5 protein-coding genes are annotated in these 14,830 nt (G+C 51.5%); all 5 read left to right on the top strand.

Annotated elements, in window-relative coordinates:
• Positions 1–18: 18 nt before the first annotated feature.
• The 5 genes from ACO6V1_RS09250 (at position 19) to ACO6V1_RS09230 (ending at position 14,493) form a co-directional block, all read left to right on the top strand.
• Complete coding sequence (locus tag ACO6V1_RS09250) at positions 19–2,724, top strand: hypothetical protein (protein WP_422466624.1); 2,706 nt, start codon at positions 19–21, stop codon at positions 2,722–2,724.
• 115 nt (positions 2,725–2,839) lie between these two features.
• Positions 2,840–4,411: a hypothetical protein gene (locus ACO6V1_RS09245; protein ID WP_422466622.1), complete on the top strand. Its 1,572-nt coding sequence runs from the start codon at positions 2,840–2,842 to the stop codon at positions 4,409–4,411.
• A complete protein-coding gene (locus ACO6V1_RS09240) occupies positions 4,320–8,654 on the top strand; it encodes a hypothetical protein (protein ID WP_422466620.1) in 4,335 nt (1,444 codons plus the stop codon). The genes ACO6V1_RS09245 and ACO6V1_RS09240 overlap by 92 nt, the downstream gene beginning before the upstream one ends.
• A complete protein-coding gene (locus ACO6V1_RS09235) occupies positions 8,651–11,221 on the top strand; it encodes a hypothetical protein (protein ID WP_422447759.1) in 2,571 nt (856 codons plus the stop codon). Before ACO6V1_RS09240 ends, ACO6V1_RS09235 begins: the two co-directional genes overlap by 4 nt.
• The gene (locus ACO6V1_RS09230; protein ID WP_422466618.1) at positions 11,191–14,493 is read left to right on the top strand and encodes a choice-of-anchor L domain-containing protein; all 3,303 of its coding nucleotides are present in this window, start codon (positions 11,191–11,193) and stop codon (positions 14,491–14,493) included. The genes ACO6V1_RS09235 and ACO6V1_RS09230 overlap by 31 nt, the downstream gene beginning before the upstream one ends.
• The last annotated feature ends 337 nt before the right edge of the window (positions 14,494–14,830 follow it).

Genomic DNA, 14,830 nt, shown 5'->3' with positions numbered 1-14,830 from the left:
GAGGTCAAAATAAAGACAATGTACAGCAGTAATCGACAGCCCATTATGGCGTTCTGGGCCCTTGCCCTGTTAGCCATTTCGATGCTTTGGGGGGCATCGGCTTATGCTTTTACTCCGGCAGGGACGGTGATTAAGAACCTGGCGACGGTGACCTATCAAGATAGTCTGGGTAACAGTTATACGGCGCAATCCAACGAATCTTCTGTTACCGTGGCGGAAGTTTTTTCAGCCAGGCTGGAAAAAGACGGGCAAACTAAAGATGGTGCTCCCGGGCAAATCGTTTACTTCCCGCACCAGCTGATCAACGATGGTAATACTCAAGACCGTTTCCAGCTGGAGGCAACAAACAGCCATGACCTAAGTGAAGTAAAAGTCTATCTGGATACCAACGGCAACGGTCAGCCCGATGACAATGAACCCGAGATCAAACTGGATGAATATCTTAAAGTCGCTGCTGGTACCACAGCCAATCTGGTGGTGTCTGCTCGGGTGCCTGGCACTGCTCAGACCAATGATAAATATACATTGCTTATGAACGTTGCAGCACCAAACAACTCTTCTTTTGGTGGTGCAAATCAGGCAACAAACACTAATACCATCACCGTAACCACAGGCCCGGTAATTGTTGCAAGCAAGCAGGTGGTTAAACATATTCCTGCTGAGTTTGGCTCGGACGGAAACCCAAAAGCAAATACAGGTTCTGTCACCTACCGCATTAAGATTACCAATAATGGTTCTCTGTTGGATGAAGGTGGCATTTATGACTTCCTGCCCCACCTGCTTGATTTGAGCAGTATTGAAAACCCAGAGGGCCAGGATGCGCGTCTGAGTGGTTTTGTCACAAACATAGACAAGCCTGCCAACATTGAAATTCCCTATTTTCCTCACCATGCAAAAGCCTTATACATGGATCTGAAAAACCTGGATACCGGGGCTACAGTTGCCTTTGAGTTTACTGCTACTTACCCAGACGATGTAGACGGTAATAGCTTAACGTTTTATGCCAACGCTTTACTGCAGAACAAAGCGTTTGTCACTTTCGGTGACAAAGTGTCAGAAACCAATCTTGTCTCCACAACACTGCCCCAGTTCTACGGCGTCGAGGCTGGTGAAAATAAGACTTTGCCTGAAGAACCGGCCGGTGGCATTGCCGAGTTTACCAACACTATCGTAAACCTGGGTAATGGTGCAGATACATTCAACCTGACTTTAAGTAACAACTCGTTCCCAGAGGGCACAGTACTCAGCCTCTGGGACTCAACCGGTAAAACCCCTCTGAACGACACCAATGGTGATGGCACTGTAGATACGGGCACACTGGGTAAGGACGGCAAAATCACGATTATGGTCAAGGCCCAGCTGCCTGTGGGTGGCAAAGACACACCATCGACTGTCACACTCACTGTGACCTCTGCCGGTGATGCTACTTTCTCTGACTCTGTGATCAATACGCTGGAAAAAATCACAAAAGAAAGGATCGATCTGGCTAACTATAAAGTCGAACAGGACGGGAGCAATGTAGAGATTAATTTCCCTGCTGGATCTGAAATTACGATTGAGAAACTCTTTGGTATAGACGACGCACACCCTACGACTGCTGGTGCTATATCCACAATCTCCCTGAAGCCAGGCAAAGTCGCCAAATTTGGTCTCTATATTGCCAATGAGTCGGCAACGGCCAGCAGCTTCAGTCTCTCCTCAGAGATTGACAAGAATCCTGGCTGGAAAGTGACCTATATCCATAAAGGTATTTTTGAGAACAATAACACCGATGATGGCAAGGAACTGATTCGCGCCACTGATCGGCCAATCACCTCAACACCCAGCCTGCCCGGCAATTCATTCATGAAGGTCATTGCCCAGGTTGAGATTCCGGCGGATGTGAGTAACGCGAAAGCAGGTGATTACAACATCACTTTCACCATAAACTCCAACATTCACAGTCTGAGCAACAGCACCACCAACAAGATCACCATCAAAAAAGATCTGTTGCTGGAATTCGGCCCTGGCGGTGCCAATCAGGTCGAAGCGGGCGGTATTACGTTCTATGACCATGTGCTGAAAAACCTGAGTAACTCCAATCTGGAGGTCAGCTTCCCTGCTGTCACTCCACCCTCTGGCTGGATCTATCTGATCTACACACGGGATGCTGCAAACGAACTTAGCGCTGCACCTGTGTCAGGACCCATGACATTGACACCCGGTGATACAAAAAACATTGCCGTAAAAGTATTTGCTCCTGCCAACGCTGCGGCTGGTTATGTCTTCAACCTGACCTTGGGTGCTAAGGGCAAATCAGGTGAAACTGTTATGGAAGCCTTCCTGACCAACTCCACCACCGTTATCAAGGGTCAAGTTGTACTGACCAAAAAGGTAGCCAAAAAGGGTTCCTCAGACTTTCAGACCCAACTGAAAGATGTTAAACCTGGCGAAACCGTTATCTGGCAAGTAAACGCTGTCGTCCAAGGTTCTGCAGATGCTCACAATGTGGTGATCACTGATGCTGCCCCTCCATTTACCCAACTGACTTCAGCTACCAGCAAATCAGCTAAAGCAGGTAACCCAACAATTACTGAGGGCGAAGGGGTTGCAGTTGTTAACGAAAACAACAGCATCACCTTCTACGTGGGTAAAGGAGCAACAGCGACTTCCGGCGGTACTCTGAGTCCTGGTCAACACGTTACCGTGACCTTTGAAGTGACTCTGGATCAATCAAATCCATAACCGCTCTAACTCTCTTCTGCGCTCCCCACGCGCAGAAGGGCTCTCCCTGCGCTTTGCCAACAGAGCCCAGCGAAAGCCCAAGAAAAACAACAACCCGGATATTACGCAGTTATTCATGTTGAAGCGCCTTCTGACCATCGCCCTGCTCACCCTGCTCTGCCTGCTGGCAGGCTTTGGGGCGTGGGCGATTACCCCGGCGGACACTATGATTCTTACCCAGGCCAATGCCAGCTATTTTGATACCCAGAACGGCACACCGGCCATCGCTATTTCCAATCAGTCCTGGGTCATGGTCGGGGCAGTGCATGCCTTTGAACTGAAACACGACCAGAACCTGTCTGGTATTGCCGGGCAGCAAGTCTATTTTGTGCACAGGCTGACCAATCTGGGTAATACCGCCGACCGTTATCAGTTGTCGTTTATTTCAGCCAGGGCGAGCGGCCTGACCAATCTGCAGGTATTTGAATATCGGGGTGCCTTACCGGCACCGGGCACGCCACCGCTGGCCCGTACCCGTACCCTGCAACCCGGTGAGAGCATGCAGCTGGTCATCCTCGCCACCATTCCAGCCGACGCGGCCAACGACGAACGTCTTTTTATCACTCTGGAAGCCCGCTCAGAACAGGACAACACAGTTAAGCAACAAGCCACGGATCAGGTAACCATCAGCGACGTGGCGGTTCGGCTGAATAAAACCGTCAGCAAAGACACGGCGGAGCCGAAAGATACTCTGCACTATGAGATCCGGTATCAGAACCTGGGCAACAAGCCATTGCCCTACGGCACCACCACCATCGATGGCAAACCGTTCCATGGTGTTCTGCTGGAAGATATTCTGCCGCCACAAACCTCTCTGGATTACACCTTTCCGGAATTTGCCCCCTACCAGGCCATGGTGGTGGTGCGGATGGAAGACGGCAACTGGCAGAGATTCGAAAACTGGAATCACCGCCTGAAACCCACCCGTATTGGCCTTATGGTGCCCGCTGCCCAGCTGCAGCCCGGCCAGACGGGTCGGTTAAGTTTTGCCGTACGCATCAACCCGAATATCAGCAACGATACGCTGATTGAAAACCGGGCACACCTATATAACAAACTGGATTACGAAACCGTTGAGGGTCGTAAGGCTCTGGTTGTCAGTAACCCGACGTACACCCTGGTTACAGAGGCCGCAGAAACCATTAACCCGGAACCAATCCTCCGTTTTATTGAGCCCTCCGGTGCCAACAGGGCTCCGGACTTTTATGGTGAATTTGCTTCTTCTTTTGTTTACTACCTGAACAACAACCCGACAACAAACAGTGACGTTTATCTGGAGCTGGAAGGGGGAAACTTTGCCCAATCCAGAGAAACTATAGATGTCATTGAGTCGGTCATAGTTCGCTCCAACCGTGGTGATTCGCTTCGGGTAAAGTTGCAGGAAACGGCCATCAACAGCGGTGTGTTTCGCAGTGTATCGCCACTGCGATTAGCCACCGACCAGCAGGGCAATAATGGGCTGTGCCTTTCTGCCAAAGCCAATAGCAAAATCGCCCTGGCGGCCCAACCGGATTACAGCCAGCCGGGCAGCAACTGTTATCTGGCCTCGCAGATCAATGACCAGCTGGTGGCTTCGGTACAATGGTCGTTTTATCTATCCTCGGTTACCCGAGGGGCGCTATTTTATTCTGGTCATTCCTCCGGCTAATTATTCCTTTCCGTCCAGGATGATGCCCGCAATGCTTCCCGGGAAAAAGATTCATGACGCATCTTATGGCCGCAGTGGCATGCCAAAGGGTAATAATGCACCACTGCCTTTTGCTTTAGCACAGCGCATCAATACACAGGGCTCTTTTGAGGTGAGCAGTGCCGGTGTTGAAATGTTTGATGTGCCAGTGGACGCCATGGTGGCCACCGACAGCCTGACGCTGGAAAAAAGTGCCAGTCGGGATGAAATCGCCCCCGGAGAGCGACTGCGCTATGAGCTGAAGTTGCGCAACCCCGGTGACATTAATCTGTATAACCTGTCCGTTGTGGATACCCTGCCCCACGGTTTTAAGTACGTGGCTGGCACCACGAAGATTAATGGTAATACTGCATCAGACCCGGAGGGAGCACCCGGGCCAGAATTAGTCTTTCGCCATCAGGCCAACCCGGCAATCGCCAGCGGTGATGAATTGCTTATTACTTACGTTCTCCAGGCCGGTGCCGGGGCAATCGACAGTGATGGTATCAACCGAGCCACGGCCACCGCCAGCAAGGGTGTGACCGGACAGCGGATCAGTTCCAACGAAGGGAAAGCGGAGGTGACGGTTCGCATGACCGGCGTGCTCTCCGATAAAGCCATTCTGTTCGGTAAAGTGTTTCTTGATAGCCAGTGTGCAGGAGAATCCGGCTACGGGGTGCAAGACAGTAACGATTGGCCTGTGGGTGGTGTACGCCTTTATATGGAAGACGGCACCTGGGTCATTACCGATGAATACGGCCAGTACAGCCTGATGGGCCTGAAGCCCGGCAACCATGTACTTAAGGTAGACCCGGTCACCCTGCCTGACGGGCTGACCCTGAAACCGCTGGATAACCGCCACGGTACCGACGGCAACAGTCGTTTTGTCGATCTGACACCCGGCGAAATGCACCGGGCTGACTTTGCCGCACAATGCCCTGCCACCGACGCAATTGTTGAACAGATCAAAGCCCGCAACGAAAGCATCAGCGGCGACTGGCTGCTGGACGATGCGGCAAAATATAACCGCAGCAAACCGTCAGAAACCGCCGACGCCAGTGGCGACCTGTCCAATGGTGTGATTCGCGCCCCCGAAGCCAACCAGCAGGCTGAACAAAAGCAGACAACCGAAGCACTGCCTGCGGACAGCAAAAAAAAGGAAACAGCAAGCGCAAAAATTCCTCTACCCAAAGAAGCCATAAAAACCGTCACCCGCCAGCAGGCCGAAAAAGGTACCTTCCTCTGGCCGCTGCAACAAACGGCCGATGGTCGCTTTATGGCGGTAGTGCGTGCCGGAGTACAACCAACGTTGTATATCAACGGTGCAGCCGTAGCGAATGACCGCCTGGGTGAGCAGCTGCTCAATAACCGTGAGCAGGCCCAGCTGCTGGCCTGGTACGGTGTCTCCCTGCAAGAAGGTGAGAACCGGGTGGAGATAAAAGCCACCGATATGTTCGGCAATGAACGACTGTTGGCGGGTAACACCTTTAGCTACGCCGGTTCGGCTGCTTCTATACAACTGGTGCCTTCTGCCAATGTATTGCCAGCGGACGATGGTCAAACCCTGCTGCCAGTAACGGTCAAATTGCTGGATAACCACGGCCTGCCTGCCCGGGGTATCTACTTTATCACCCTGGAAAGCACCGCTGGTCGCTGGCATGAAACCGATATTCAGGATCAGGAACCCGGGCATCAGATTCGTATTGATCACGGTGCAGCCACGGTAAACCTGCGCTCCGGAAACGAGACTGGCCCGGTTACCCTCAGGGCAACCACAGGGCAGCTGTCCGGTGAGGCGACCATCACCCAGGTAGCCCCTTCCCGGCCGTTAATGGCGGTGGGCCTGGTAGATATCAACAGCGGCACCATGCCTTACCTGCTCTCGGCCACGGAAGATGAAAAGGTGACCCGCACCCGTGCAGCGATGTTTGTCAAAGGGGATATCGCCAAAGACACCCAACTGACCCTCTCCTACGACAGTGATAAAAACGACGATGCCGAACTGTTCCGTGATGTGGATCCGGATGATTACTACCCCATCACCGGCGATGCCAGCGAGAAAGGATACGAAGCCCAGAGCCGCAGCAAGCTCTATGCAAAAATTGAGCGCGGCCTGAATAGCATTATGTGGGGGGATTACCAGACCAACAGCCAAAGTGCGGAATACGATCTGGCCAAAACCCAGCGCAATCTCACTGGCATCAACGCCATCTATGACAATGGCAGCACCCGTATTCAGACCTTTGCCGCCCGGCCGGAAAACAGCTTGCGCAGCGAGATCATCGAACCCAATGGTACAGCGATGAACTACCGGCTGGCAGGTGCACCCATTGTCCGCCACAGCGAAACCATCACTCTGGAAGTGTGGAGCAGGGATAATCCGGGCCTGATGCTCAGCTCCACCACCCTGGGCCGGGGCAGCGACTACACCCTGGATGAATTCAGTGGCTATCTGAAATTCACTGCTCCGGTCAACCGTCGGGATGACGAGGGCAACCCACAGAAAATCCGGGTGAGCTACGAGGTGGAGGACGATGGCGAAGCCTATACCGTGGCCGGTGGTCGTGTGCAGCAGAAACTGGGGGATCAGGTCACCGCAGGCATCAGTTACACCCTGGATCAGCACAGTACCGAAGGCAGTGAGATTGCCGGTGTCTGGGTTGAATACCAGCCAACGGAGAAAACCACAGTCGCCATTTCCAGTGCCAGGATGACCGGTAAAACGGTGGACGATAACAACCCCTCGCTGATTAATGAGCAGACCGGCAACGCCACCCGTATCAAGATTAAACTACAATGGTCAGGTAAAGGAGAAACCGAGATCACCTGGGCGAAAGCGGATCAACACTTTACCAACAGCAGCGGCGGAGTATCTGTCGGCCGGGAAGAGAGCAGTGTTAAGCACAAACAGTCACTGACTGACAGCCTCGACCTGAGAGCCGAAGCGGAAGTCAGCCGCTCGGAAGACAATAGCAACGGTTCCGGCGACAACGCCGGTGTTTATCTGGATAAACGAGTAGGCAACGGCTGGCAGTTAACCGCCGGTAGCCGGTACATTCGTCAGCGCAGTGATGAGGACCATAATGAATACCTGACCGTTCAGGCGGGTGTTGAAAAACGTTTCACCCTGCTGGATAAGGACGCCTCCCTCTCTGCAGAATATGAACAGGCATTTACCGACAGTCGTTGGCGGGCTGCGGTGGAAAGTGACTGGCAGGTTGCTGAAAAAGTCTCCGTGTATGGTCGGTTTGAACGGGATCACCACCTGGGTCCGGTGTCTGGTGACAGCGATCGCAATGAGTTCTCCTTCGGGGTCAAAAGTGACTGGTTGCCCAATACCGACACCTATTCCGAATACCGTATGCAGGGGGCTACCGATGGTAACCAGCTGGAGTGGGTCAACGGTGCGGATACCCGGTTGGAAGTGACCGAAGGCTTGTCACTCTCCCCCAGTGTCGAGTGGATTAACACCCTCATTGGCGACAGCAGCAATGACGGCCTGGCCATCTCTGTGGGTATTGACGACAAGCGCCATGGTAATCAGCGGGCTACGGGGCGAATAGAGTATCGCTACGGACAGCTGCAGGATTATTACGGACTGGATGGTGCCATTGCGCGACGGTTAAATCGTGACTGGGCTGGCCTGATCCGTGAACAGTTCCGGCTGGAAAACCCGAAAGATGGCGAGGGTGATCAGCGACTGGAACATGCTTTTACGCTAGGACTTGCCCGTCGGCCAAAACTGAACAATGTCCAGCACGGTCTCTATCTGTATCAATGGAAAGAAGAACGGGATGAAAATGATGACCGGGAGGAAGATCGCCGGGTGCATCTGCTCTCTACCCATCAGAACCGTAAAATCCGCCCGGGCCTGACCCTCTCCGGCCGCCTGGGTAGCAAATGGGTCACCGATGAATTTGACGGAGACCCCTTTGACAGTCAGACGACGGTGTTCGACGGTCGCCTCACCTGGGATTTGAACCGGCGCTGGGATATGGACCTGCGCAGCGGCCTGCTCAGTGTGAATGGTGACGACAGTGTACGCTGGTCAGCTGGTGTCGGCCTGAATTATCTGGTCGCCAGTAACCTGCGGGTGGGCGTTCATTACAATATCGAAGGTTTCCGGGACGACGATCTGGACAGCGAAAAATACAATGCTGAGGGAGTGCATCTCAGCCTGCAGTTCAAGTTCGATGAATCGCTTTTTGACTGGTTTAGATCATGAGCCGTTTAGTAACCCCTTGTTTCTACGCCCGGCTCTGCTGGCAGAGTATTGCCCTGTGTCTGCTCAGTCTGCTGATCGCTGGCCCTGTTCTGGCTGCCACCCCACCGGGAACCCTGATCCGCAGCCAGGCACAGGCGTATTTTCTTGATGAGTATCAGCAAAGTTATATGGTCAACTCCAATGAGGTGACCACCCTGATTCGGGAAGTCACTGGCGTCCGTTTGGAAAATAGCCAGCGTCTTTTGGGAAAACCGGGTGATGAGCTGGTGTTTCCCCATCGGCTAATCAATAGTGGCAATATAACCGCCAGCTACCAGCTGACGGTTACCCACAATGCACTGCTTTATTTTGATAAAAACAACGACGGTCAGACGACAGAGGAAGACAGGGTAACAGGCCCGGTCCTGCTGCCCCCCGGTGACAGCAAAGGCCTGTTGGTCAAGGCCTGGGTGCCGGATAGTGCTGAAACAACGATTACTCTTTCTGCCCGGGTTATTAAGCCCGAGTGCAGTGGGGTCAATGAGCATGAGAGCCAGGGTCGTTTTCAGGCCGTAAATTATGACACCATGTCTCACAGTCTCGGGGTTGTTTATGAGGTGACTCAGAGGGCAGACAAAGCGGAAGCCACCATTAATGACACGGTGACCACTACGTTGTCATTTGCCCGTCGGGATAGTCATAGCGATAACAGCGTTGTGGAAATGCTGTATCGCCTGCCAGCTGAACTGGACTACGTAGGCGGTTCCACATGGCTGTATAGCGATGACGGGACTGAAAAGGTACACATTTCCGATGAGGGTATTCGCACTCCGGAAGGTCTACGTTTTCGCCTTGAGCAGTCTGTTAATCAGGCTGGTGTTCCGGTGCATCGCCATGACGGGAAGCTGGTATTTGAAACCCGGGTGAAAAGCGGCACCAATCAAACGCTTTACAATGTGGCTGAATATACCTTCTGTGAGAAGGGTGGAGATAAGCCCTGCCCGGATAATGTCAAACAGAATACCAACTCTGTCCCTCTGACCATCAAGGGGTTTGGTGTTGCCCTGAATGGCAGCCCCTACAGTTCTGAACCATACATCGGAGAACCGCAAATAGTGGTATCCGCTACTGCAGGAGGCATCGCGGAATTTACCAACTACCTGTGGAACCGTGGAACAACAAATAGTCAGTACAAAGTTACCCTGGAAAGCAGTAACTTTCCTGAAGGTGCTCAATATTGTTTAACGACAGCGGATAGCGGATGCTCTCCTTTTATTGATCAGCCGGAGCTGCTGGTAAACGACATTGAGTCAGGCAGTTACCGTGAGATCAGGTTGCTGGTGAAATTACCAGAGAACAGCCCTGGTCAGCAGGCTGATTTCTCTCTGCAATTAAAAGCCACTGATATCCTTGCCAGCTATAAGGTGGAGGATACCACTGAGAATATATTGCTACAGATTGAAGGCTCCGCTGACTATTCGGTGGACCTGACCTGTGAAAATTGCCAGAACGGTAATGGCGCTGGTCAGGGGCCGGAAGACAGTGCGGTGGTTACGCTGACCGGCAATGCGGGTGAGACTCTGCGGTTTGAACATATTGTCGTCAACAATACAGGCAACCGGGCCGACAGTTATTTGCTGGATCTGCTGCCCAAAGAAGGGGTTACTTTGCCGAATGGTATTCGCTGGTCCTTCGTTAATGAGTTTAATCAGACGGTCACTGGTACCGGCGTATTGGTTGCCGGTCAGCAGCAAAAGCTGAGCCTGTTGGTGGAACTCCCCGATAATCTGCTACCGGGCACCTGGTCCTTTTATGTAAAGGCCGCTTCACCGGTTAACCGGGGTGTTGCTGATCAGCTGCACCTGGCCATGATCGTTGAGGAGCAACAGCAAATCACCCTGACACATAACGGCAGAAGTCAGGTATCCCCTGGCAGCTTTGTCACGTTTATTCATCAGTTAAGTAACCCCGGCAACCAGACGGTCTCCGGGATTACCCTGCATCTGGAAGATTCCCGGGGTGGAGAGGGTTGGCAGTCACTGGTTTACCACGATACAAACAGCGATGGCCGGATAGATGGGGATGATCCGTTGATTCAGGGTGAATTCTCACTGCCCGCCAAAGAAACACGCCAGCTGATCGTCAAGGTATTTGCCCCGGCCAGTGCCAGTCCGGGTAGTGAAAATATCACCACGTTAACCGCACGGTTTGGCGGGCAACAGTCTATGGCGGTCACGAACTCATCAATGGCCAACAATGCGATTGTGGTAATCACCAAAATACAGGCGGAATGGGACTGTAGCAGCTCGCTGCCAACGCATTTTTCCAACGAGACTTTCCCGGTCAAACCGGGTGAGTGTGTCGTTTATAAGCTGACCGCTACCAACCAGGGCAGTGAGCCGGTTCATAATGTGGTGATTTATGACAAGGCAACGGATTTTACCCGGCTGCATAATCTGCATGGTCTTCCTGAAATGAGTGAGGGAGGAGAGCATGGCGTGTCCGGTCAAATGATCAAAGCTACCTGGAGCCAGGGGCTAATGCCGGGGCAGTCGGTATGCCTGAAGTTTGGGATTCAGATTCAATGAGTGGTTTTTCATGCTGCTATTTAAAAGTTAATAGCCGTTTATTTAAGACGCTGGCCTGGTGTTTTTTTGTTGTTTTGATGTGTTTTTTTTCCTGTAGCCTTCAAGCCAAGATCCAGATAGAAAGCCATAACAGCTGGTTGGCAATTATAAATGCTGTTAAAGCTAACCTGCAGGGTCCCGGTGTTGAGATCAGTAACATCAAAATTGTTAAGGCTGCTTATGACGATGATGACAGCTATTCCCAGGTTGGTACTTTCAGCAATGGCACTGAAAATTACACCCCCAATATTGGTATTTCTAAAGGACTGGTAATTTCCACAGGAAAGGCGGGTACACTTGGCTATTATAATAAGGATAAACTTGGTACAGCATTCATAAAATTTGGTCGCGATCCAGACTTGGCCAAGCTCTTCGATGGAGAAGTTTGGCAGCACGATCCTGTCATCATCACATTTGAAATCAAGCCAAAGTCAAACAATATTTCAATCGATTTTGTTTTCGGCTCTGATGAATATGGGGGCTGGCTCGAAAACTTGGGAAATATTGATGCTTACGGTTTTTTTATCAGTGGGCCGGATATTCAGGGTGGCTTTGCAAACCGGGCAGTGAATTTAGCTACTCTGGATAATGGTGACCCCGTCTCCACAAAATACGTGAATCAAGACAAAAACTCCGAATACTACATCGATAACGGGGATCATCGAGGTAAGCACGTTGCTATGAGGGGGGTTACCAAAGTAATTAACCGTTCAATTCCGGTAATACCAGGTGAGTGGTACCAGGTTAAAATAGCCCTCGGTGAGAGGGGGATCGGGGTATATGACTCCAGCGTTTTTATCGGCCAATTTAAAAGCGAGCGATTGTTTAGCGGTCGTCTATTTCATCACCGGCTTGGCAGTGTTAATGAAGACCGTTTGGCCGAAGGTGATGAAAAGGCGTTTGACTATTTTAGCAATGCCCGCGTGGTTTTGTTTGATGCCCATAAGAATAAGATGGAAACAAAAACCGGGCCGAGGGGAGAGTACCGGTTTATCGTTAAAGACCAGGGCCGTTACCAGATAGCCGTTGATGCTGCCACCCTGAAAGCTGCTCACGATGTTAATGTTTATTATCCTGAACAAACCTGGAGCAGTCGTGGTGGCCGGTGTATTGGCAAAAACTACAGCGATGTGACGTTAACAACTGCCGGTTATTGCTATGGTGGGAAAACCGGTGGTCTTAGTGACGAACTCAAGAATCAGAATACACCTGAAAGTGCAGAACACCTGATTGAAGTACCCGCTGGATTACACGACTATAACCGTCTGAATTTTGGTTTCAGCTTTGATGTTGTTACCCAGCCAGGGGATACCGGGCAGGGTAGTTTGCGTCAATTTATTGCCAATGCCAATGCCGGTGTCGGTACGGGAGAGATGCTATTTGTGCCGACAGTGCATCCGAACAATGGTACAACCTGGAAAACTGATCTTCAGACGTCATTGCCTGCGATTAAGCGAAGCCAACTTATTATTAATGGCAGAGCGTTCAGCCTGACAAACCCGGAAGAGCGAGTTAATCCCGATCCTCAGAAAATCAAGGATGGGCTTAAAGCAGGAGCCGAACAGAAGTCATTACCATTTTGGCAAGCCCCGGATTTACACCTGGAAACCAAAGTATCGCAGGAAGCCATCTTGCAATTGCAGGGAAGTGGTCAGAAGGTGCAGCACATCGCCTTGACCAATGGTTCCGGCAACACCGGCAATATGAACGGCATTATCGCATCCAGTGCCTGTAATGAAGGGTGCAGTGTGGTTAATACCGTGATTGGCAAAAACCCGGTTGGTGCCCCTTCACCCAAGGCTTTTTATCGTGGCATTGATGCTCCCTATATCAACCATGTACGACAGGAAAACGGTGTTTTGATTGTGGAGGGGTTTGCCATGCCGAAGGTCAAACTCGAGTTTTACAGCGTCATAAACGGCGAGTATCGCTATTTGTTTGAGAGGATCGAAGGTAGCAACGACGATAAGGATAACGGCAGAGCCACTTATATAGACCCGGTTCAGGGCAGCAAGCTGATCACCCAGGAACAGTTCCAATTCACAATTCCCAATATGCCGCTCACCGGATCATTAGCGGCTATTGTTATTGATGATCATGGCAATACCTCGGAGTTCAGTGTGGGCACTACAGGCTCTGTTCCGGGCTCTATCAAAACCGATATATGGCAAGACCAGAACCGCGATGGCGAGAGACAGGCCAATGAAACCGGCTTTCAAGGTATTCATGTCAGGTTAACTAAATTGGATAAAGTGTCTGGCATGCCTGTGTTGCAACGAGAGGATAAAACAGACGCAAATAGACTGTTAACCTTTGCTGATGTTCTTCCGGGAAATTACCAGGTTGAAGTTTTACCAGACCAGCCCGGGCTGAAAGACTGGCAACCCGGAGCGAAGGGCAACCCTGTTGAACTGACCGTTGCAGCCAGTCAGAAATCACCAGCGATGTTTGGTTATGTACTGGGCACTCCGGAGTTGACGCTGACGCCGGATTATCAACGGGCGGTGGCACCTGGTCTGGCGACCCGGTTCACCCATACATTTTTCAGCTCTATGGTGGGTAATGCCAGGCTCAGTTACCAGTGGCTCGATAGCAGTGGTCGGCCGCTGACATTGAACTGGTCAGTACAGCTGTTTGAAGCCGACTGTGATCAGGCAGTAAAAGACAATATCCAACTATCTCAGCCCATTAGACTGGAGGCCGGTCAGAATATCTGTTTTGATGCTTCGGTTTTTGTTCCTGCAGAAACGCCGTCCGGTTTCAGGGCAACGCTGGAGATCACGGCACAGTTCACCAAAGCGCCTGCCGGGATAATGGCAGAGCATGGCCAGGAAGAGAAAATTACCCGAAGGATACGCGACACCATTACTGTCACCACCGGCAGCAGTGGACGACTGGTACTGAATAAACAAGTGCAAAATATGAGCGAAAGCACAGGCCCATCCACTGCCAATCAAGCCAGCCCCGGTGACATGCTGAGATACACCCTGTTTTTCAGTAATCCGGGGGCTGGGCCCATTCAATCGCTGTCACTTCGGGACAGCACGCCGCCCTTCACATCGCTGGCCAGTGAAGTTCAGTGCCCTGAAGCGTTACGCGAAACATGTAAAGTCAGAACCATCGATGGTAAGGAAACTTATCAAGGATATCGTGGCGATATTATCTGGTCATTCAGCGAGAAGTTAGCACCCGGTGCCAGTGGCAGTGCCAGCTATGACGTGATAATTGAATGACCGCTGAGAGTTTCTGTTCCGGGAAGTGGTTAGGAGGAGGAATTTAAATCAAAGGCTTTATTGCTATGCAGGGACAATACCATGGCAACATTTTTCATCCCGGGTTATTCCGATATGGACATCACTCAGCTATATTCCATGCCAAGTATGATGTGCCAGGACGACATACCAGCCTGCCAAACTGGAATCCAATGCTGGGCAAATGGTAATACAGCTGGCTTTTTCAGTGGCCTCCGTTGGGCAATTAATCCACTTTATATTTTTTCGCTACAATGCAAAAACCCCGACAGATTGCTCTATCGGGGTTTGCAACCTTGAGCGAACTCAAGGTAAAAAT

Origin of the sequence: Endozoicomonas sp. ALC013 (assembly GCF_049310205.1) — a bacterium.
In the GTDB taxonomy this organism is placed as follows: Bacteria; Pseudomonadota; Gammaproteobacteria; order Pseudomonadales; family Endozoicomonadaceae; genus Endozoicomonas.
This window is presented reverse-complemented; position numbering and strand designations above follow the sequence as displayed.